This is a genomic window from Luteipulveratus halotolerans (assembly GCF_001247745.1).
Lineage (GTDB): Bacteria > Actinomycetota > Actinomycetes > Actinomycetales > Dermatophilaceae > Luteipulveratus > Luteipulveratus halotolerans.
Genome location: NZ_LAIR01000002.1, coordinates 1,334,387 through 1,355,020 on the forward strand (window position 1 = coordinate 1,334,387; position 20,634 = coordinate 1,355,020).

22 protein-coding genes are annotated in these 20,634 nt (G+C 70.3%); 13 read left to right on the plus strand and 9 right to left on the minus strand.

Going from position 1 to position 20,634, the window contains the following annotated elements:
* Nucleotides 1-98 precede the first annotated feature (98 nt).
* From qcrB to ctaE, 4 genes are all read right to left on the minus strand, one after another.
* Nucleotides 99-1,892: a cytochrome bc1 complex cytochrome b subunit gene (gene qcrB, locus VV01_RS06915; protein ID WP_050669250.1), complete on the minus strand. Its 1,794-nt coding sequence runs from the start codon at nucleotides 1,890-1,892 to the stop codon at nucleotides 99-101.
* Nucleotides 1,889-2,992 (minus strand): cytochrome bc1 complex Rieske iron-sulfur subunit, encoded by a 1,104-nt coding sequence (gene qcrA, locus VV01_RS06920; protein WP_050669251.1) that lies wholly within the window; start codon nucleotides 2,990-2,992, stop codon nucleotides 1,889-1,891. The genes qcrB and qcrA overlap by 4 nt, the downstream gene beginning before the upstream one ends.
* Complete coding sequence (gene qcrC, locus VV01_RS06925) at nucleotides 2,993-3,772, minus strand: cytochrome bc1 complex diheme cytochrome c subunit (RefSeq protein WP_050669252.1); 780 nt, start codon at nucleotides 3,770-3,772, stop codon at nucleotides 2,993-2,995.
* A gap of 73 nt (nucleotides 3,773-3,845) precedes the next feature.
* Nucleotides 3,846-4,505: an aa3-type cytochrome oxidase subunit III gene (gene ctaE, locus VV01_RS06930; RefSeq protein WP_082220860.1), complete on the minus strand. Its 660-nt coding sequence runs from the start codon at nucleotides 4,503-4,505 to the stop codon at nucleotides 3,846-3,848.
* A gap of 194 nt (nucleotides 4,506-4,699) precedes the next feature.
* Here ctaE and VV01_RS06935 point away from each other — a divergent pair, with 194 nt between their 5' ends.
* Nucleotides 4,700-5,128, plus strand: coding sequence for a response regulator transcription factor (locus tag VV01_RS06935; protein ID WP_050669253.1), 429 nt, complete (start codon nucleotides 4,700-4,702; stop codon nucleotides 5,126-5,128).
* Nucleotides 5,129-5,157: 29 nt separating this feature from the next.
* Entirely contained in the window at nucleotides 5,158-6,204 is a 1,047-nt protein-coding gene (trpD, locus tag VV01_RS06940) for an anthranilate phosphoribosyltransferase (protein ID WP_231635177.1), read from the plus strand.
* Nucleotides 6,205-6,208: 4 nt separating this feature from the next.
* On the opposite strand, the gene VV01_RS06945 is transcribed toward trpD, so the two are convergent.
* Nucleotides 6,209-6,487, minus strand: a complete 279-nt coding sequence (locus tag VV01_RS06945) for an Lrp/AsnC family transcriptional regulator (protein ID WP_050669255.1) — start codon at nucleotides 6,485-6,487, stop codon at nucleotides 6,209-6,211.
* Nucleotides 6,488-6,526: 39 nt separating this feature from the next.
* Nucleotides 6,527-8,308 (minus strand): DEDD exonuclease domain-containing protein, encoded by a 1,782-nt coding sequence (locus VV01_RS06950; protein WP_050669256.1) that lies wholly within the window; start codon nucleotides 8,306-8,308, stop codon nucleotides 6,527-6,529.
* A 111-nt stretch (nucleotides 8,309-8,419) separates the two neighbouring features.
* Between VV01_RS06950 and VV01_RS06955 the strand changes: the two genes are divergently transcribed.
* The 3 genes from VV01_RS06955 to VV01_RS06965 are packed head-to-tail and all read left to right on the plus strand — an operon-like array spanning nucleotide 8,420 to nucleotide 10,467.
* Complete coding sequence (locus tag VV01_RS06955) at nucleotides 8,420-9,376, plus strand: GNAT family N-acetyltransferase (protein WP_050669257.1); 957 nt, start codon at nucleotides 8,420-8,422, stop codon at nucleotides 9,374-9,376.
* Nucleotides 9,377-9,411: 35 nt separating this feature from the next.
* Nucleotides 9,412-9,630, plus strand: a complete 219-nt coding sequence (locus VV01_RS06960) for a hypothetical protein (protein WP_050669258.1) — start codon at nucleotides 9,412-9,414, stop codon at nucleotides 9,628-9,630.
* Nucleotides 9,631-9,663: 33 nt separating this feature from the next.
* Nucleotides 9,664-10,467 carry a hypothetical protein gene (locus VV01_RS06965; protein WP_050669259.1) on the plus strand — a complete coding sequence of 268 codons (804 nt, stop codon included), beginning with the start codon at nucleotides 9,664-9,666 and terminating at the stop codon, nucleotides 10,465-10,467.
* On the opposite strand, the gene VV01_RS06970 is transcribed toward VV01_RS06965, so the two are convergent.
* Entirely contained in the window at nucleotides 10,458-12,251 is a 1,794-nt protein-coding gene (locus VV01_RS06970) for an AMP-dependent synthetase/ligase (protein ID WP_050669260.1), read from the minus strand. The genes VV01_RS06965 and VV01_RS06970 overlap by 10 nt on opposite strands.
* Nucleotides 12,252-12,339: 88 nt before the next feature.
* Between VV01_RS06970 and VV01_RS06975 the strand changes: the two genes are divergently transcribed.
* The 6 genes from VV01_RS06975 to VV01_RS07000 are packed head-to-tail and all read left to right on the plus strand — an operon-like array spanning nucleotide 12,340 to nucleotide 16,918.
* Entirely contained in the window at nucleotides 12,340-12,780 is a 441-nt protein-coding gene (locus VV01_RS06975; protein ID WP_050669261.1) for an SRPBCC family protein, read from the plus strand.
* A gap of 1 nt (nucleotide 12,781) precedes the next feature.
* Entirely contained in the window at nucleotides 12,782-13,789 is a 1,008-nt protein-coding gene (locus VV01_RS06980) for a hypothetical protein (protein ID WP_050669262.1), read from the plus strand.
* Entirely contained in the window at nucleotides 13,786-14,235 is a 450-nt protein-coding gene (locus VV01_RS06985) for a hypothetical protein (protein ID WP_050669263.1), read from the plus strand. Before VV01_RS06980 ends, VV01_RS06985 begins: the two co-directional genes overlap by 4 nt.
* A 12-nt stretch (nucleotides 14,236-14,247) precedes the next feature.
* Nucleotides 14,248-15,201, plus strand: a complete 954-nt coding sequence (locus tag VV01_RS06990) for an ROK family glucokinase (protein WP_050669264.1) — start codon at nucleotides 14,248-14,250, stop codon at nucleotides 15,199-15,201.
* The gene (locus VV01_RS06995; RefSeq protein WP_050669265.1) at nucleotides 15,198-16,175 is read left to right on the plus strand and encodes an ROK family glucokinase; all 978 of its coding nucleotides are present in this window, start codon (nucleotides 15,198-15,200) and stop codon (nucleotides 16,173-16,175) included. Before VV01_RS06990 ends, VV01_RS06995 begins: the two co-directional genes overlap by 4 nt.
* Nucleotides 16,172-16,918, plus strand: a complete 747-nt coding sequence (locus VV01_RS07000; protein ID WP_050669266.1) for an endonuclease/exonuclease/phosphatase family protein — start codon at nucleotides 16,172-16,174, stop codon at nucleotides 16,916-16,918. Before VV01_RS06995 ends, VV01_RS07000 begins: the two co-directional genes overlap by 4 nt.
* Before the next feature lie 12 nt (nucleotides 16,919-16,930).
* Here the strand turns inward: VV01_RS07000 and VV01_RS07005 are convergent, their stop codons facing one another.
* Both VV01_RS07005 and VV01_RS07010 read right to left on the minus strand, forming a co-directional pair.
* Nucleotides 16,931-17,446: a hypothetical protein gene (locus VV01_RS07005; protein WP_050669267.1), complete on the minus strand. Its 516-nt coding sequence runs from the start codon at nucleotides 17,444-17,446 to the stop codon at nucleotides 16,931-16,933.
* On the minus strand, nucleotides 17,443-18,189 hold the full coding sequence (locus tag VV01_RS07010; protein WP_050669268.1) for an alpha/beta hydrolase: 747 nt from the start codon (nucleotides 18,187-18,189) through the stop codon (nucleotides 17,443-17,445). Before VV01_RS07010 ends, VV01_RS07005 begins: the two co-directional genes overlap by 4 nt.
* A 79-nt stretch (nucleotides 18,190-18,268) precedes the next feature.
* Here VV01_RS07010 and VV01_RS07015 point away from each other — a divergent pair, with 79 nt between their 5' ends.
* Together VV01_RS07015 and VV01_RS07020 are read left to right on the plus strand one after the other, a co-directional pair.
* Complete coding sequence (locus tag VV01_RS07015; protein ID WP_071606315.1) at nucleotides 18,269-19,171, plus strand: lysophospholipid acyltransferase family protein; 903 nt, start codon at nucleotides 18,269-18,271, stop codon at nucleotides 19,169-19,171.
* Between the two features lie 61 nt (nucleotides 19,172-19,232).
* Complete coding sequence (locus tag VV01_RS07020) at nucleotides 19,233-20,612, plus strand: class II 3-deoxy-7-phosphoheptulonate synthase (RefSeq protein WP_082221190.1); 1,380 nt, start codon at nucleotides 19,233-19,235, stop codon at nucleotides 20,610-20,612.
* Nucleotides 20,613-20,634: the final 22 nt, after the last annotated feature.

A 20,634-nucleotide genomic window follows, 5' to 3' on the forward strand; every position in this document is an offset into this window, starting at 1 on the left:
CGCCGGTGACGCGGTCGGCCTCGTCGGCGGGTACGACGAAGGGCGGGCCGCAGGTGCGGCCCGCCCTTCGCGATCAGCGCCCGACGAGGACGGACTGATCAGTCGTCGTGCTTGTCACCGACGTGGCCGTATGCGTGGCCAGCACCGATCTCCTCGGCACCACCGTGCAGGTGGCCGCCGAACTCGCTCGGGTGGCTGTCCTCGACGACCGCGGTCTCGAGCGCCTCGTGCTCACCGTGGTGGTGAGCAGCGGCGAGCTCGGCCGGTGTGACTGCCTCGATGCGGTCGCTGAAGTAGAAGCTCGAGAGCTTCGCGCGCAGGCGGCCCTTGGCAGCACCGAGCCGGCGCACGCCGTTGCCGTCGGCGGCCTCGGACAGCTCCAGCGGACGGTTGGTCTCGAAGGCGACGAGCGGCCAGCGCGTGTGCGCGTCCAGCGGCTCGTGTGCCTCGAAGAACTTGCCGTCGGCGGTCCGCACGATGCGGCCGGTCTCACGACCGTGCAGCACCAGGTCACGGTCACGCCGCTGCAGGCTCAGACAGATCCGCTTGGTCACCCAGAACACCAGCGGCGGCACCACGACGCACGCGATCCGCAGAGCGTTGGTGATGTCGTTGATCGACAGGTGGAGCTTGATCGCCATGATGTCGTTGCCGGCGGCGAAGAACAGGATCGCGTAGAAGCTGATCGCGGCCATGCCCAGGGCCGTCCGCGTCGGAGCGTTGCGCGGACGGTCGAGCAGGTGGTGCTCACGCTTGTCGCCCGTGATCCAGGCCTCGACGAACGGGTACGCGCCCGCGATGGTGAACAGCACCGGGATCAGCGCGATCGCACCCAGGAAGATGTTGAAGCTCCACGTCGTCCCGAACAGCTCGAACTCCAGGAAGCCGGGTAGGAGTCGCAACGCACCGTCGGCGAAGCCCATGTACCAGTCCGGCTGGGCACCAGCGGTGACCTGCGTCGGCTCGTACGGTCCGTACGCCCAGATCGGGTTGATCGTGACCAGGCCGGCGATGAGTGCCGTGATGCCGAAGACGATGAAGAAGAACCCACCGGCCTTGGCGAGGTAGACCGGCATCATCGGGAAGCCGACGACGTTCTTCTCGGTCTTGCCCGGGCCGGGGTACTGGGTGTGCTTGTGGACCATCACCAGGATGATGTGCGCGGTGAACAGGCCGACGATGATCGCCGGCAGCAGCAGCACGTGCACCGTGAACAAGCGCGGGATGATCGCCTCGCCCGGGAACCCTCCACCGAACACCATGTAGGAGATGTACGAGCCGAGGACCGGGATCGAGAGCATGAAGCCCTGCGCCGCACGCAGACCCGTTCCGGAGAGCAGGTCGTCCGGGAGGGAGTATCCGGCGAAGCCCTCGACCAGCGCGAGCATCAGCAGCGTGAGGCCGATGATCCAGTTGATCTCACGCGGCTTGCGGAACGCTCCGGTGAAGAACACACGGAACATGTGCAGCATGATCGAGACGATGAACAGCAGCGCCGACCAGTGGTGGATCTGCCGGATGATCAGGCCGCCACGGACGTCGAACGAGATGTCGACCGTCGAGGCGAACGCCTCGGACATCGCGATGCCCTTGAGCGGCTCGTAGCTGCCGTCGTAGACGGTGTGGCCCGCGCTCGGCACGAACCAGAACGTCAGGAAGGTGCCGGTCAGCAGCAGGATCACCAGGGAGTACATGGCGATCTCGCCGAGCATGAACGACCAGTGGTCCGGGAAGACCTTCTTCATGAAGTACCGGAAACCCTTGGCGGTCCCGGTGCGGTCGTCGACCCAGCCGGCCAGTGCGCCTACGGCGCCTCCACCCTTGGCGGGGGGAGCGGTGTCATCGTCCTTGCGCAACGCGTCAGCGCTGCGGGTGGGGCTCTCGGTGCTCATCCACGCTCCCAGAAGCTCGGGCCGACGGGCTCGACGAAGCCCTGGTCAGCAACGAGGTAACCATCAGTGTCGACGGAGATCTTCAGCTGCGGCAGCGGGCGCTTGGCCGGTCCGAAGATCACCTTGCAGTCGTCGGTCATGTCGAAGGTCGACTGGTGGCACGGGCACAGCAGGTGGTGCGTCTGCTGCTCGTACAGACCGACGGGACAGCCCACGTGCGTGCAGATCTTGGAGTAGGCGACGACACCGTCGACACCCCAGTCACGCTGACGCTGGCTCTTGATCTTGGCCTCGTCCAGCCGAACCAGCAGGACGGATGCCTTGACCTTCTCGTTGAGCGGGTGCTCGGTGTCGTTGATGCCCTCGGGCAGGACGTGGAAGACCGAGCCCATCGTCACGTCGGACAGACGGATGGCGGTGTTCTCGGGGTCGCGCATCAGACGACGCTTTCGGCCGCCCTTGCCGTCCTTCTGGCCCAGGCGCGTGCTCCACAGCGAGGTGGACAGGTCGTTCTTGGGCAGCGGTCCGAGGGAACCGACCAGCTGCAGTCCGAGCGGCACGGCGAACAGGCCGAGCGCACCACCGAGCGTGTAGACGATCAGCGGACGACGGCGGACCTGAGCCGACTCTCCACCTTCCATGACGACGTCGACAGCACCCTGGCGCGTCTCGTCGTCGGAGCGCAGCTGGTGACGCTCCTCAGCGATCTCCTCATCGGACATGAGGGTCTTGGCCCAGTGCACCGCACCGAGGCCGATGCCGAGCAGCGACAGACCGAGCGTGACGCCGAGGGCGGCGTGCAGGGCGTTCGCGCGCCCGATGATCGGCAGCGTGATGACGTCGTTCTTGTCGATCGCGAAGTAGGCGACCGCGAACAGCACGGTGGCCAGCATCGACATCATGAACAGGGCTGCGACCTGACGCTCGGAACGCTTGGCCGCCGCCTCGTCGTCGTCACCGTGGCGGTGGACGTGGGGCGGGAGTCCGGGGTTGTCGAAGCGCTCCGGCAGCTGGCCGGTGCCCTCGACGTGACCCTGGGTCAGATCGACAACGGAGGACCCGGTGCTCTGCTCCGGGAGGTTGTCGTCGTGCTCGCTCATTCAGGCAGCCTTCCGTCCCAGCCAGACTGCGGCACCGATGAGCAGGCCGATCCCGATCGTCCAGGCGAACATGCCTTCGGAGACCGGGCCCAGGCTGCCGAGGTTGTGACCACCGGCATTGGCCTCGTTGTCGATGTTGTGCAGGAAGCTGATGATGTCGTTCTTGTCCTCGGGGGACAGGTTGTTGTCGTTGAACACCGGCATCGACTGCGGGCCGGTGACCATGGCTTCGTAGATGTGCTTGCCCTCCACGTCGCGCAGGCTCGGGGCGAACTTGCCGCGGGTCAGCGCACCGCCGGAGCCGACGGCGTTGTGGCACATGGCGCAGTTGACGCGGAAGAGCTCCCCGCCCTTGGCGATGTCACCGCCACCCTCGGTGTACTTCTCGGCCGGCACCGACGGGCCGGGGCCGAGGGAGGCGACGTACGCGGACAGCTGCTTGGTCTGCGTGTCGTTCATGACGACCTTGTTGCGCTGCGCCTGCACGCCGGGCTGGGTCAGCGGCATACGACCGGTGCCGACCTGGAAGTCGACGGCGGCAGCGCCCACGCCGACCAGTGACGGCCCGGCGTTGGTGCCGCTGGCGTTGGTGCCGTGGCAGCTCGCGCAGTTGGCGAGGAACAGGTCCTTGCCGGCCTTGACGTCGTCCGCCGTGGCCGTCGCGGCCTTGGCGTCCTTCGGTGCGAGTGCGGCGTACAGGCCGCCGGTCACGACCAGACCCAGCAGCAGCACGAGCACGATGGCTGCTGGGTGTCGGCGGCGAGCGGCAAGGGAGCTCACGTGGTTGTCCTGTCTTCGTCGGTACGGAGGGCGAAGGGGTGATGCTGCAGGTGAGTCGCAGTCATGACGTGGCTCACTGGAGCAAGTAGATCGTGGCGAACAGCGCGATCCAGACGACGTCGACGAAGTGCCAGTAGTAGCTGGTCACGATCGCGCCGGTGGCCTGGTGGTGGGTGTAGCGGCGCGAGGTGAACGTGCGGCCGATGATCAGCAGGAAGGCCAGGAGGCCACCGGTGACGTGGAGGCCGTGGAAGCCGGTGGTCAGGTAGAACATCGAGCCGTAGGCGTCGGAGTCCAGGCGGATGCCCTCATGCACCAGCTCGGAGTACTCCATGACCTGGCCGGCGACGAAGACCGAGCCGAACAGGTAGGTCAGGACGTACCACTCGCGCATGCCCCACTGGCCGACCTGCGTCAGCTTGCCCGTGCGGAACGGGACGCCCTGCTCGGCCTTGAACACGCCGAGCTGGCACCAGATGGAGGAGATCACCAGGATCAACGTGTTGCCCAGGGCGAACGGGACGTTGAGCACCTCGGTGTTCTTGTCCCACAGGTCCGGGGCCACGGAGCGGATGGTGAAGTACATCGCGAAGAGCCCGGCGAAGAACATGAGCTCACTTGCGAGCCACACCATCGTGCCGACGGCGGTCATGTTCGGGCGGGTCACCGGACCGTGTCCGGCGGGGATTGCTGGTTGGCTCGTCTGAGCAGTCGCGGTCGCCACGTCGGTCATTATGGCCCCATCCGCGCAGCGACGTGCGGGCGACCCCCCGGTGGGATCGCCCCTGGCCCGGCATGACGGGCATCGGTGCGACAACACATACGACAAAGCGTAGTACGACACACGGTCGCCGACGAGAACATTCGAGTCGGCCAACGTGACGGCCTGTCCGCGAGTTCCCGCTCCGGGTGAGTAGCATCGCGGCCATGGCCTCGACCGCTTCCGTCGCAACCAGCCCGGCTGTGCGCAGCCTCTCCGTGCTCCTCTACAGCGACGACATCGCGACTCGCGACGCCGTGCGCGTCGGGGTCGGACGCCGCCCCGCGCGTGACGTGGAGGTCAGCAGCTGGCGTGAGTGCGCGACCGCCGATGCCGTCATCGAGGCTGTCGACGCCGGTGGATACGACCTCCTGCTGCTCGACGGCGAGGCAGCCCCGGTCGGCGGTATGGGCCTGTGCCGCCAGCTCAAGAACGAGGTCACCGACTGCCCGCCCGTGATCGTGCTGACCGGTCGGCCGCAGGACGCCTGGCTCGCGTCCTGGTCTCTCGCCGACGCCGCGGTGCCGCACCCGATCGACCCGCTGACGCTGGGGTCGACGATGGCATCGGTGGCTCGTACGACGTCTCGGGCCTAGCCGTGGGCGCCGGCCCCACGTGGGCACAGGTGCTGACGTCGCTGCTCGGCGGTGTCGACCTCGACTCCCGCACGACGGAGTGGGTCATGGACCAGGTGCTCACCGAACGCGCTGACCCGGCCCAGCTCGCCGGGTTCCTGATCGCGCTGCGTGCCAAGGGCGAGACCGCAGGCGAGATGCTGGGCCTGGCCGAGGGCATGCTCGCGCACGCCGTGCGCATCGAGGTGCCCGGGCGGACCCTCGACATCGTCGGTACCGGCGGCGACCAGGCCCACACGGTCAACATCTCGACCATGTCGTCGATCGTCGCTGCGGCCGCCGGCGCGACCGTCGTCAAGCACGGCAACCGCGCGTCGTCGTCGTCGTCGGGGTCGGCGGACGTGCTGGAGGCCCTCGGGGTCCGTCTCGACCTCACGCCCGAGCAGGTGCAGCGCGTCGGCGAACGCGCCGGCATCACGTTCTGCTTCGCCCAGACCTTCCACCCGTCGTTCCGGCACGCGGGTTCGACCAGGCGTGCGCTCGGCGTACCGACGGCCTTCAACATCCTCGGACCGCTCACCAACCCGGCCCAGCCGCGGTTCGCCGCGGTCGGGGTCGCCGACCGTCGGCTCGCACCCGAGGTGGCGGGAGTGTTCGCGGGGCGCGGCAAGGACGCCGCGGTCTTCCGTGGCGACGACGGGTTGGACGAGCTGACGCTCACGACCTCGTCCACGGTGTGGTGGGTGCGCGACGGGGTGGTCACCGAGCATCGCCTCGGGCCGTCTGACGTCGGCCTGCCGACTGCTCCGATCGAGGCGCTGCGCGGCGGCGATCCCGCCCACAACGCCGCTGTCGTCCGCGACCTGGTGGGCGGCAAGGGCGGCCCGGTCCGCGACGCGGTACTGCTCAACGCCGGCATCGCGGTCGCCCTCACCCGCCTGGACGGGCACACCACGCTCTTCGGTGAGTACGACGACCTCAGCGGTCTCGTGGGGGCAGGGGTGCAGGCAGCGGCGTCGGCGATCGACTCCGGCAGGGCTGCGCAGGTGCTGGACTCCTGGGTCGACGCGACCCAGGCGGCGTACGGCGAGGAGTAGCGGGTCAGTCGCCGCCGATGCTGAACGCCGCGCCGAGGTCCTCGTCGGAGTAGGTGCGGAAGGCGATGTGGGTCTGCGTGTCGCGCACCCCTTCGACCTTGTTGAGACGGTCGGCGATGACGTCGGCGAAGTCCTCGTGGCGCGCGACCTTGGCCACGGCGATCAGGTCGACATCGCCTGTGACGGAGTAGACCTCGGTCACCCCGTCGATCTGGACGATGGCCTGCGCGACCTCGGGGATGCGGCTGACGTCGGCCTTGATGAGCACGATGGCGGAGATCACACGGGCAGCCTAGTCAGTGCCGACGCCCGGCGGCACACGTCACCCTGCCGACGGAACCGCTGCTGCCGGTCGGGTCTCGAACCTGCCGGGCACCTCGCCGAAACCCGCGACCTCACCACGCGATCGCAGCAGGGGCTCGAGGCGGTCGCGTGCTGCCCCGGCGCCGTGCATCGGACAGGTCCACTCGCCGTCGAGATGGACGATGCGCACGCCGGGCGCCTCCAGCCAGCGCAGCACCTTCTCGGTCTCCTCGGGCAGCGCCGCCGGTGCCGGCGCGACCGGAGGCGGGACGATCTCGGCACCCGCGCGAAGCGCTTCGATCGCCGGCATGGGGTCGGCACCACGAGGGGTGATCGTCGTGCCGGCGAGCCGCCCGTGGCGTACGCAGACGACCTCCCAGCCACCGTCGTCACGACGGCGGGCCGCGACCACCTCGGGGCTCGCCGCGAGTGGCGCGATGCGTTGGGCGCGTGCGGCGGCACGGACGAGTGCCATCAGACGGTCGCGCAGGTGGCCCGCGTCCTCGAACCTCTCCTTGTCGGCGAGGCGGCTCATGCGCTGCTCCAGCGCCTCGACCACCGCGCGCGCGTCACCCGCAAGAGCCTCCGTGGCCCGGGCCACCACGTCGCCGTAGGACTCGACGGACTGCTCGCCGGTGCACGGCGCCCCGCACCGGCCGATGTCCGCGAGCGCGCACGCCTTGCCTTGACCGCGCGTGGACAGCCGCGCCGTGCACTGCCGCAGCGGGACGACCTCGTGCAGCGCCGCGATCGCCTCGGTCGCCTGTGCCCGGGAGCCGAACGGACCGGCGTACTGGGCCCCGTCGTCGCGCACGTCCTTGACGACCGACAGCCGCGGAAACGCCTCGACCGTGAGCTTGACCCACACGGACTTCTCGGGAAAGCGGGACCGCCTGTTGTAGCGAGGTTTGTGCTCGGCGATGAGACGCAGCTCGCGCACCTCGGCCTCGAGCGGCGTCGCGCACACGATCGGTGTCACGGTCTCGGCGATCCCGACCATCTCGGCCATGCGGGTGCGCTGCTCGCTCGCCGTGAAGTAGCTGCGGACACGGCGGCGGATGTCGACGGAGGTGCCGACGTAGAGCGGACGCTGCTGGGAGTCCTTGAAGACGTAGACGCCCGGAGCGGACGGCAGGCCGTCGGCGAGGAACCGCTTGCGCCGCTGCTGCGGACTGACGCGAGAGGTGAACGACCCGAGCTCTTCGAGGGTGTGGACGCCCAGGTTGCCGACGCGCCCGAGCAACGCGTGCAGCACGTCGACGGTGGCGCGGGCGTCGTGCAGGGCCCGGTGGTCCGGTGTCGTGGCGGCCCCGAACAGCTGAGCGAGAGAGGACAGCTTGCGGTTGGGCGCCTCGTCGCGCGTCACCAGCTGTCGTGCCAGATGGGCGGTGTCGACGACGCGGTGCCCGGGCCAGGGGAGTCCGAGCCGCTCGGCGTTAACCTTGAGGAAGGTGACGTCGAACGGTGCGTTGTGAGCGACGAGCACCGTGTCGTGCGCGAACTCCAGGAACGCCGGGAGCACCGTGTCGATCCGCGGCGCCGACGCCACCATGCGGTCGGTGATGCCGGTGAGCACCGAGATGAACGCGGGGATGGGCAGGCCGGGGTTGACCAGTGTCTGGAACTCTCCGAGAACCTCACCGCCACGCACCTTGACCGCGCCGACCTCGGTGATCTCCGACGCCGTCGCGCTGCCACCCGTGGTCTCCAGGTCGACCACGACGAAGGTGACGTCGCGCAGCGGCGTACCGAGGTCGTCGAACGTCGCCTGGATCGCGAGCGGGGCCTTGCTGGAGGGCATGCGTCGACGCTAGGCGGGAGGTCTGACAGCGTCGTGGCGCCACGCCCGTCCTGGCCGTCGAGAGCCGGAAAACCGTTGGCGTGCGGGCGTGCTCGGAGTCACGATCGTGCGATGACGAGGGCCTGGGCGACGATCGACCTGCCCATCGGGGGCGAGGGCGCGGACGTGCGCGAAGCGCGCATCCGGTGCGTCGGTCGTACCTGGTCCTCGCGGCAGCGGGTCCACGCCGGCGATGTGGCGTGGTCGGCCGCCGATCCGGCGAGGGAGACCGTACGACGGCTGTGGACGGTCGCGGACCGGGTCGTCGCCTGGGCGTACGCCGACGGAGACGCGACGCGCCGTCACGTCGACCTGCACGTGTCTCCAGAGGCGCCGTCGGGCCTGGTGCAGGACGTCGTCGCCTGGTGCCACGAACGCTCGGCCGTGGTCGAGGTCCCTGTCCTGGACCGCGAGCAGCACCTGCTCAGCGCGCTGCGAACGGTCAGCGCCGAGGAGGACACGGCTGCCCCGTGGTTCGTCCACCAGGTGCGGGCGCTGCGCGGGCCCCTCCCGCAGCCTCTCCTGCCGGGCGGCTACCACGTACGCGCGGTGCATCCGGGTGAGGAGGAGGCGCGGGTCGTGGTCCACCGTCGGTCGTGGGCGCCGACGCGCCTGCAGGAGATGGTCGGCGGTCCGGTCGTCGACACCGGCGCCGCGTCGCCGTTCGGGCGCGACGCGTACGAGAGGGTCACCGCGACGTCGCTGTACCGGCGCGACCTCGACCTCGTCGTCGAGGCGCCCGACGGTCAGCTCGTCGCATCGGCGCTCGGCTGGTTCGACCCGATGTCGCGCAGCGGACTGATCGAACCCGTCGGCACCGACCCGTCCTACGCCGTCCGTGGGCTGGGCAGGGCGGCGTGCGCCGCGCTGCTGATCTCGCTTGCGAGGGCCGGCGCGACCCAGGCCGTGGTGTGCCCCCGTGGTGACGACGGGTATCCCGTGCCCCGTCATCTGTACGCGACCCTCGGGATGACGCCGGTCGCCCGGACGAGGACCTATCGGGTCGGCGCTGTCAGTGGTGCCGCCTAGCGTGCGGAGCAGGACACGACGGAAGGAGGACGGCGATGATCGTCGACTGCCAGACCTGCCCCGTACGAGGTACCCACTGCGAGGACTGCGTCGTCAACGCGATGCTGACCATCTCGACCCACGACCTCCCGGTCGACCGGGCTGAGCACGACGCGCTGGCCACACTGGTCGGTGTCGGCCTGCTGGATCCGCAGGAGGCCGGTCGAGCCACCGCTCGCCGCGAGCCCTGGCCGGGTCTGGCATCCGCCGGTTGAGAGAGGCGCGCGACGTGCTCGTAGCCTGAGCACGTGGCCACTGCCCGACGCACCGTGATCGCCGGCGCGGTCGCCCTGGCACTCACCGGTTGCTCGCGCACGACGCGAGCAGCCCCCGCCTCCACCTCGCCGACCATCACGCGTCCGTCGGCGCCGCCCGGTTCGGTGGAGGTCACCGGTGCGATCCCGCTCGAACGCCGTCGCGCCTATCGCTCCCACGTGACGACCGCGATGCGTGAGGTCACCTCGTTGTGGCACACCGACTGGCGCACTGTCGGTGTGCGGCTGGTCGTCGCGACCAGCGGTGAGGAGTTCGCCCGTCTGACCGGTCGACCTGCCAACGGAACCGTTCCAGCGGTCACCACCGCTGCCGGTGTGGTCGTCGTCCACCCGGCCCTGTGGACCTCGACCTCCGCCGACGGTCGGCAGGTCGTCATCACCCACGAGCTCACGCACGTGGCGCTCGGCCAGGGGCGACTGACCGGCGTACCCCTGTGGGTCATCGAGGGCTCGGCGGAGGTGACGGCCTACCGGAGCACCGGCCTGTCGCCGCGGCAGGTCGCACCGTCCCTGTTCCGCGCGGTGGCGAGCGGGGAGCTTCCTACGGGCCCGCCGCCCGACGACGAGGTCCGGTCGACCGACGGGTCGCCGACGCTGGCGTACCAGAAGGCCTGGGCGTGGTGCTCCTTCCTCGCACAGCGTCGTGGACTCGAGGTGTTCACGGCGTTCGTACGACGCGCGGACGCCCGTGAGCCCGGAGCGTTCCGTGCTGCCTACGGTGTCGAGCCGAACGGCCTGACGGCGGCGTACCGGACCTGGCTGCGGGCTCAGGCGTAGAGCTGGGAGATCTCGCCCGCGAAGTCCCTGCTGACGAGCGTCCGACGCACCTTGAGAGACGGCGTGAGATAGCCGTTGTCCTCGGTGAGGTCGACCGGCAGGACGTGGAACCTGCGGATGGACTCGGCCCGGCTGACCGCGGCGTTGGCGCCGTCGACGGCCTCTTGCAGCGCGGCGAGAACGGCAGGGTGCTCGCGTGCCTCTGCGACCGACATCGGCTCGATGCCGCGAGCCCGGGCCCATACGGGGAGCATCTCGGCGTCGAGGGTGATCAGCGCAGCCACGTAGGGCCGCTGGTCGCCGACCACGACGCACTGCGACACGAGCGGGTGGAGGCGGACGGCGTCCTCGAGGCCGGCCGGTGCGACGTTCTTGCCGCCGGCGGTGACGATGATGTCCTTGAGGCGGCCGGTGATCCGCAGGAAGCCGTCCGCGTCGAGGCTGCCGAGGTCGCCCGTCCGCAGCCACCCGTCCTGCAGGGCACGAGAGGTGGCGTCGGGGTTGGCGAAGTACTCGCTGAACACCCCGACCCCCGAGACGAGGACCTCGCCGTCGTCGGCGATGCGTACGGCGACGCCTGGCAGGGGCGGACCGACCGTGCCGATCTTGCGCAGCTCGGGGGTGTTGACCGTCGCCGGCGCCGTCGTCTCGGTGAGGCCGTAGCCCTCGAGCACCGGCATGCCCGCGCCTGCGAAGAAGTGGCCCAGTCGCTCGCCGAGGGGAGCCCCGCCGCTGATGGCGAACTCGAGGCGCCCGCCGAGGGCGTCGCGCAGCCGCCGGTAGACGACCCGGTCGAACGCCGCACGGCGCGTGCGCAGCAGGACGGACGGACGACGTCCGGCGTCGACCGCGGTGCTCCACGCGACGGCGGTCTCGACCGCGGCCGTGAACGCCCGGCCCTTTCCGCTCGCCACGGCCTCCTGCTCGGCGTGGTTGAAGATCTTCTCGAACACGCGCGGCACGGCGAGGACGAACGTCGGTCGGAACGAGCCGAGGTCGTCGACCACGGACCGCACGTCGGCGGCGTGGCCCAGCCGGACCCGCGAGTACACGGCGACGCACTGGATGAGTCGCGCGAACACGTGGGCGAGCGGGAGGAACAGCAGCGTCGACGAGCCCGGTGCCTCGACGACGGTCTTGAGCCGTTCGACGGCGTTCTCGGTGAGGGTGAGGAAGTTGCCGTGCGTGAGGACGCAACCCTTGGGGCGTCCGGTGGTGCCGGAGGTGTAGATGATCGTCGCCGGGGTCGAGCGGTCGGCGAGAGTACGACGGCTGCGCAGCTCGGCGTCGGTGACCTCGCTCGCGCCCTCGACCAGCTCGTCCAGCCCGCCACCGTCGATCAGCCACACGTCGTGCAGTGCTGGCAGGTCGTCGCGCACGGAGGCGACGGTCGCGGCATGAGCGCTCGACTCGACGACGACAGCGACCGCCCCGGAGTCCTGCAGCACCCAGGCGACCTGCTCGGCCGACGACGTCTCGTAGACCGGGACCACGACCGCACCGGCCGCCATCAGCGCGAAGTCCGTCAGGGTCCACTCGTAGCGGGTGCGGGAGAGGAGGCCGACGCGGTCGCCGGCGCTGATGCCTGCCGCGATGAATCCTTTGGCGAGAGCGTCGACAGCTGCGGCGAACTCGGCGTGGGTGACCTCGCTCCAGCTGCCGTCGGACGCACGCCGCACGTATCCGACACCGTGCGGCTCGGCCTCGGCGTTGCGTACCGGCAGCAGGGCCAGGTTGCCCTGCTGGGTCGGTACGACGAGTGGTGGGACGTCGAACTCCCGCACAGCAGTGCCTCCTCGCCCGATGGTCGGTCATGCGCAGCGTATCTGTCGGATCCGGCCACGGCCGGCAGCAGCGGACTACAGTGCGCCCATGGCCGAGAGCACCCAGTCCTCCGTCGTGGTCCAGGCCGCGCCCGAGGCCGTCCTGGACATCATCGCCGACTTCGACGGATACCCCGAGTGGACGCAGTTCAAGAGCGCCACCGTGGTTGCCGAGGACGCGGACGGCTGGCCCGAGCAGGTCGAGTTCGTGCTCGATGCAGGCCCCATCAAGGACACCTACACGCTGTCGTACGACTGGGACGTCGTCGAGGACGGCACCGGCACCGTCAGCTGGACCCTGGTCAAGGCGTCGTTGCTCAAGACCCTCGACGGCACCTACACCCTGACCGCCGAGGGCGCGGGCACCAAGGTCGACTACCAGCTCAAGGTCGACGTGTCGCTGCCGATGCTCGGTGTGCTCAAGCGCAAGGCCGAGTCGATCATCATCGACACCGCGCTCAAAGGACTGAAGAAGCGCGCCGAGGCCTGAGGTGCCGGGACAGCTCGTCCTGGTCGCTGGTCCGGGTGGTGCAGGGTCGTCGACCACCGCCGCCGCGCTCGCCACGGTGGCCGTCGCGCGTGGACGCACGGTCGGACTTCTCGACCTGGCACCGTCGTACGGCGCACGTGACCACCTCGCGCCCGGGCAGCCCGCACCCGCCCTCGTCGAGGCCCGTCCGACCACCGACGGGCCGAGCGCCCGGACCCTGCGCGACCTGCTCGACGGCGTGGGCCTCGACCCACGTCTCGTCGATGAGGTCGCGTCCTTGCCGGGCGCTGATCTCGTCGGTGCGCTGGTCGCAGCGGCACATCATGCCGAGCGTGCCGACCTGGTGGTCGTCGACGCGGGGGCGAGGACGCTCGACCTGTGCGTGATGGCCGACCGGCTGCCCTGGCTGACGGGGCGGGTGCTGCCCGCCCACCGCGGCTGGCTGGCTTCAGCACGTCCCTTGGTCGCGACCGCGCTCGGACGCTGGTGGCCCGGCGAGGCGCTCAGCACGCAGCTGCACGCGGCGCACGAGACGGCAGCGCTCGTCCAGCAGTCCGTTGCGCGCTCGGTGGCCGTGCTCGTCAGGCCCCAGCACGGTCGCGAGCGGGCACGGTCGTTCGAGGTGGGCCTGGCTCTGCACGGGGTCGAGGTCCGCGCCGTGCTCGATCCGCAGGCGCCGACCGGTGACGAGCGGGCGATCCCTGTCAGCCCCGATGAGCCGCTGCCGACGGAACGTCTCATCGAACGCATCGAGCGGGGCCCCGGCCGCGGACGCGAGTGCCTTGCGGCCGACGGCGAGGACTGGCTGTGGCGAATACCCCTGCCGCACCTACGATCTCGTGACGTCACCGTGCGCCGTACCGGCGACGACCTCGTCATCGAGGCGGTCGGCGTACGACGGGTGGCCGTGCTGCCGACCGCGCTTCGACGATGTCGGGCGCGGGCAGCCGTCGTCCGTGACCAGACGCTCGAAGTGCGCTTCGTACCCGACCAGCAGGAGACCCCGTGACCCGCCCGCCCGATGACCCGCCCGTGCCGCCGTCCTCCTCGGTGGCGGACGAGGCCGTGCGTCTGGTCGAGGCACTCGCAGGACTCGGCGGAGCCCGTACGCAGGAGGACGGCCACGCCGACGCTCCGCCGGGGCCTGAGCCCGCGGACCGCGCGTCCCGGACCTCTCCCGGATGCACGTGCGACGAGGTTCCCGTGGTCGCCTCGGTGTGCCGGGTGTGCCCGGTGTGTCGCGTGGTGGGGCTGCTGCACAGCGTGCAGCCCGAGACGATGGAACGTCTGGCGGACCTGCTCGGCATGGTGGCGGGGTCGCTGCAGGCGATGGCCGCTGACCGGCGTCGCCCGAGTGAGGCCGCCGCGCAGCAGCCCTCGCGCTCGCGCAGCGACCGCGACGAGGTCGTAGAGGTGACCGATGCCGACGAACCGCCGACCGACCCGAAGGCCTGAGGACGACACACCATGACCGGTCCGACCATCGGCCTCGACGTCGGCGGTACGAAGATCGCGGGCGCGCTCATCGACCCAGCAGGCACCGTCCTGCAGCGTCGCACCGTGGCCTCACCCGCAGCAGACCCGGACGCCATCGTGGCCGCGCTGGCCGGCCTGGTCGCCGAGCTGTCACCTGCGGGCACCCGACCCGCGGTCGGTGCCGCCTGCGCCGGATACCTGGACGCCGAACGCGAGGCCGTGCGATTCGCCCCCAACCTCGCCTGGCGCGACTTCCCGCTGCGGCGGCTGCTAGCCGACGCGACCGGTCACGAGGTGGTGATCGAGAACGACGCGGACGCCGCGGCGTACGGCGAGCTGATCTGTGGAGCCGCACAGGGCAGCGACGACCTGGTCATGGTGACGCTCGGGACGGGTGTGGGGGGCGCGGTCGTGCACCGCGGGCAGGTCCATCGCGGCGCCTTCGGAGTCGGCGGCGAGCTCGGCCACGTCCGTGTCGAGCGGGACGGCCGCCTGTGCGGCTGCGGCAACCGCGGCTGCCTGGAGGCCTACTCCAGCGGCACGGCTCTGCTCGCTCGTGCGCGTGAGGCGGTCGCATCGGGCGCGGCAGGTGCAGCGGCGCTGAGTGACGCCTGCGACGGCGATGTCACCGCCCTCACCGGGCACGACGTCTCCCGTCTCGCGGCCGAGCGTGACGTGCTGTCTGTCGAGCTGCTCGCCGATGTCGGTCGATGGCTCGGCGAGGGCCTGGCCACCGTCGCGGCAGTGGTCGACCCCGGCCTGATCGTGGTCGGGGGCGGGCTGAGCGCCACCGGCGACCTGGTCCTCGAGCCGGCCCGGACGGCGTACGCGCAGCACCTCACCGGGGGAGCCCATCGGCCGGTGGCCGACATGGTGCTCGCACGGCTGGGCAACGACGCTGGCATGATCGGTGCGGCTGCACTGGCACGGGAGGAGCGCACATGAGCGGGTCGCCACGGGCGATCGGCATCGACATCGGCGGTACGAAGGTCGCCGGGGGACTGGTCGATCACGAGGGCACCGTCCTGCTGCGTGCGCGTCGTGACACGCCGCATCGCTCGACGGCCCCACGGGTCGTCGAGGACATGATCGTCAGCGTCGTCGAGGAGCTGCTCGAGGGCAGCGACGAGGAGGTCGCGGCGATCGGCATCGGCGCCGCCGGTTTCGTGGCGGCTGATCGTGCCACCGTCGTGTTCGCCCCTCACCTGTCGTGGCGCCACGAGCCGTTGCGCGAGGCGCTCTCGCGCAGGGTCGAGCAGCCGGTCTTCGTCGACAACGACGCCAACGCCGCGTGCTGGGCGGAGTGGCGGTTCGGAGCCGGCCAGGGTGAGACGCACCTGGTCATGGTCAACCTCGGCACCGGCATCGGCGGCGCTGTCATGCACGACGGCCGGATTCAGCGTGGCCGGTTCGGCATCGCCGGCGAGTTCGGCCACATGCAGGTCATGCCCGGCGGTCACCGGTGCGAGTGCGGCAACCGGGGCTGCTGGGAGCAGTACGCCAGCGGCAACGCTCTCGTCCGCGAAGCGCGGTCGCTGGTCGCCGCCCAGTCGCCGCTCGCGGCCGACCTCATCGCCTCGGTCGAGGGTGACGTCGGTGCGGTGACCGGCCCGATGGTCACCGAGGCTGCCCGTAACGGAGACCCGATCGCCGCTGAGCTGCTCGCCGAGATCGGTGGCTGGCTCGGCACTGGTCTCGCCAACCTCGCCAACGCCTTCGACCCGGGTTCGTTCATCATCGGTGGAGGCGTGAGCGATGCGGGCGACCTGCTGCTCGAGCCGGCACGTGAGTCCTTCCGCAAGCATCTCGCCGGCCGTGGCTACCGCCCGGAGGCACGCATCAAGCAGGCGAGCCTGCGCAACGAGGCGGGCCTGGTCGGCGCCGCTGACCTTGCTCGCGCCGCGGTGGTCCCGGCATGAGCACCCCGCTGAGCGCTGACGACGTCCCTGACGCCAAGGGCGCCGGAACGGGGACGAGCACGTTGCGGGTGGTGTCCTACAACGTGCGTGCGTTCAAGGACGACACCGAGGCCCTGCGCCGCGTGATCCGCCGGCTCGACCCGGACGTGCTGTGCCTGCAGGAAGTCCCTCGCCACCCGTTCTCCGGCCACCGCATCGCCGAGTTCGCCGCGAGCCTCGGGCTCTACTGGGCGGGTGGTCACCGCGGGCGGATGAGCACGACGCTGTTCACGGCTCTGCGGGTCGAGGTGCTCGCGAGCGGCCACCGTCAGCTGCCCGTACGCCGCCCGGACGAGCCGCGTGGCTGGGCGTTCGCACGACTGCAGCTCCCGGGCCACCAGCCGATCACCGCGGTGAGCCTGCACCTCAGCCTGCGCCCCGCAGAGCGTCCTGCGCACGCGGCGCTGCTGCGACAGGCGGCCGAGCTCGGTGACGACGTGCCGCTCGTCGTGGCCGGCGACATCAACGAGACCCATCAGGGCAAGGCCTGGACCGAGCTCTCGCGTGAGCTCGAGGACGCCAACGGCGATGTCCTGACGTTCCCGAGTCGCAACCCGGTCAAGCGGATCGACGCGATCTTCGCCTCGCCGCAGCTGCGGCCCGTACGCCCGCAGGTCGACCTCGACGAGGCAGACCTGGTGGCGGCGACCGATCATCGACCGCTCTTCCTCGACCTCGACCTCAGCACCCTGCGTCGTGGCTGAGCGGCGCTCTCGCTAGAGGACTGCGCCGTCGTCGTGGTCGTCCTGGTCCTCGCGGCTGTGCGGTTGGCGCAGGATGAGCAGCACGACCCCGGCCGCCGTGGTCGCGCAGGCGAGCACCCACCACATCGGCTTGGCCATGCGGTCGAGCAGGAACAGGTAGAGCAGCCACAACGGTCCGCCGACGAGGCCGGCGAGGATCGCCCAGAAGTGCAGGTCGCCGGCGGGCAGCGGCTGAGGCGGAGGCGGCTCGTACGTGCCGTCGTCCTCCAGCAGCGCGGCCGACTCCTCGCGGCTGGGCATCCGCCACTGAGCGGGCAGCTCGGCGATCGGGTCGACCGGGGGAGCAGGTTGGGGGTCCTCCGGCTGCAGGGGTGCGGGCGTGGCACCCGCGCCGGCATCGTCGTCCGCGCCGGACGGTCGCTCGTCGAGCGCGGAGGAGTCCAGCGGGTCGTCGTCGAACTGGGCGATGATCGCGGCGAACCGCGCGTCGTAGTCCGTGCGCTCGTTGTCTCGAGGATCAGAGGTCATGAGGCACACACCCTGCGGACGAAGTCGGCGGTCTCATCCATGATGCGCCCTGCGTCGTGATCGAGGGTGGCCACGTGGAAGGAGTCCTCGAGCAGGATCTCGGTCACGTCGGCGCTGGACACCCGCGAGAGCAGCAGCTCGGAGTTGGACGGCTCGACCACGTGGTCCTCCGGCGAGTGCATCAGCAGCACGGGCTGGGTGATCTGGGGAAGGTCGCGCGCCGTACGTCGCCACAGCTCGGTGGCCGAGTGCAGCGCCTTCAACGGTGTCCGGTCGTACGCCAGCTCGGTCGCCCCGGCCTTCTTGATGTCGTTGCCGATCGCGGCCAGCGACGGGACGACGTGCTTGAGTGCGGGCAGCGCCCGCAGGCGTGGGTCCTTCGGCTCGTACATCGGGTTGACCAGGACCAGGCCGGCGACCTCGTGGTGCTGCTCGGCGAGCAGGGTGACGAGACTGCCGCCCATCGACAGCCCCGCGACGACGACCTGCGAGCAGCGTTGCTGCAGCTCGGCGTACGCCGCCTCGACCTCGGCGTACCAGTCGGTCCAGACGGTGCGGTTGAGGTCCTGCCAGGTGGTGCCGTGACCGGGCAGACGAGGCATGCGTACGGTCCAGCCCTCGGCGGCGCAGCGCTCGGCGATCGGACGGACGGACTGGGTGGTCCCGGTGAACCCGTGACAGACGAGGACGCCGATCTCGGAGCCGTCGACGGACCAGGGCTCGGCGCCCGGAAGGATGCGCATACGTGCATCCTTCCATCGTCGCCATGCCCGTGCGAGGGTGCCGTAGAGTTCAGCCGTCACGACCGGCAGCGGAGGTGCGGTGTTCTACTGGTTCCTGAAGAAGATCCTTCTCGGTCCTCTTCTCAATGTGCTGTTCCGACCCTGGGTCGACGGCGAGGAGCACGTGCCGAAGCAGGGCGGTGCGATCCTCGCGAGCAACCACCTGTCGTTCTCGGACTCCTTCTTCCTGCCGCTCGTGGTCGAGCGTCGCATCACCTTCCCGGCCAAGATGGAGTACTTCACGGGCACGGGCATCAAGGGCCGGCTCACCGCTGCGTTCTTCCGCGGCGTCGGCCAGATCCCGATCGACCGGTCCGGCGGTCAGGCCAGCGAGGCGGCGATCGAGGCGGGCCTGAAGGTGCTGCGCCGCGGTGACCTGTTCGGCATCTACCCCGAGGGCACCCGCTCGCCCGACGGCCGCCTCTACAAGGGCAAGACCGGCGTGGCGCGGATGGCGCTCGAGGCCAAGGTCCCGGTGCTGCCGGTCGCGATGATCGATACCGACAAGGCCCAGCCGACGGGCCGTGTCATCCCCAAGATCATGCGGATCGGGGTGCGCATCGGTCGCCCGATGGACTTCTCGCGCTACGACGGGATGCAGGACGACCGTTTCGTCCTGCGGTCGATCACCGACGAGATCATGTACGAGCTGATGCTGCTCTCCGGTCAGGAGTACGTCGACGTCTACGCCGCATCGGTCAAGGACCGGGTCGCGGCCCGGGCCAAGGAGATCGGCAGCGGTGCGGCTGCCCTGGCCCATCACCTCCAGGAGGAGGCGGCCGCGCGGATCGAGCGCGTCCAGCAGCGGCGTGCCGAGGCCGCCGAGAAGGCCGAGCAGTCGGACGCCGGCGAGGCCGACCCGACCGAGGATTCCGTCGAGGACGAGTCCGCAGCAGCCGGACCGGCCCAGCCGGCGGGCGGCAGCTCGCGCGCCACGGCCTGACGAGTCGGTCCGCGTGCTGGGCACGTCGGACCCGGACGCGAACGCCAACTACCCTGGTCGGGTGAGTACCACCCTTCCGACGACCCCATCGGCATCCCTCACCGCCAGCGCGGGCCTGCAGTGGCCCGAGCTCGAGGCTGCGCAGCAGCCCACCTGGCCGCAGGACGGTTCACTGGACCGTGTGCGCGAGACGCTGGCCTCGTATCCGCCGCTGGTGTTCGCCGGGGAGTGCGACGTACTCCGCTCGCGACTGGCTGACGCGTCCCGCGGCGAGGCGTTCCTGCTGCAGGGCGGCGACTGCGCCGAGATGTTCGAGTCCGCGACGGCCGACAACATCCGCGACCGGGTCAAGACCATCCTGCAGATGGCAGCCGTGCTGACCTACGGCGCGAGCACGCCGGTCATCAAGATGGGGCGCATCGCGGGCCAGTACGCCAAGCCGCGCAGCAAGGACATCGAGACGCGGGGAGAGGTGACCCTGCCGGCGTACCGCGGTGACATGGTCAACGACTTCGCCTTCACCCCGGAGGCGCGTCGCCCCGACCCCGAGCGGCTGCTGCGGGCGTACCACACCTCGTCGGCCACGCTGAACCTCGTGCGGGCGTTCACCACGGGCGGCTTCGCCGACCTGCGCAGCGTGCACGAGTGGAACCGTGGCTTCATCGCCAACTCCGCCTACGCCCGCTACGAGACGACCGCGCGTGACATCGACAAGGCCATGCGGTTCATGCAGGCGTGCGGAGCCGACTTCGACGCGATGAACGCACGCACGGTCGAGTTCTTCGCCAGCCACGAGGCGCTGCTGCTCGACTACGAGCAGCCGCTGACGCGGATCGACTCGCGCACCGGCAACCCGTACGCCACGTCGGGCCACTTCGTGTGGGTCGGTGAGCGCACCCGTCAGCTCGATGGTGCCCACCTCGACTACGTCTCGCGCATCCACAACCCGGTGGGCGTCAAGCTCGGACCAACGGTCGACCCCGACGAGGTGCTGCGCATCATCGACAAGGTCGACCCCGAGCGCGAGCCGGGGCGCCTGACGTTCATCACGCGCATGGGCGCCGGCACGATCCGCGAGGCGCTGCCGCGCGTGGTCGAGAAGGTCACGGCCAGCGGTGCCCAGGTGGTGTGGGTCAGCGACCCGATGCACGGCAACACGTTCGAGTCGTCCACGGGCTACAAGACGCGTGACTTCGACGACGTGGTCGAGGAGGTCCGCGGCTTCTTCGAGGTGCACCAGTCGCTCGGGACGATTCCCGGAGGCATCCACGTCGAGCTCACCGGCAACGACGTCACTGAGTGCATCGGTGGCTCGGAGAAGATCTTGGACGCCGACCTCGAGCGTCGGTACGAGACCGCGTGCGACCCGCGTCTCAACCACCAGCAAAGTCTCGAGCTGGCGTTCCTCGTCGCCGAGATGCTGGGCCAGCGCCTGGCCTGAGTCGCTGTCCGACACGAGGGCC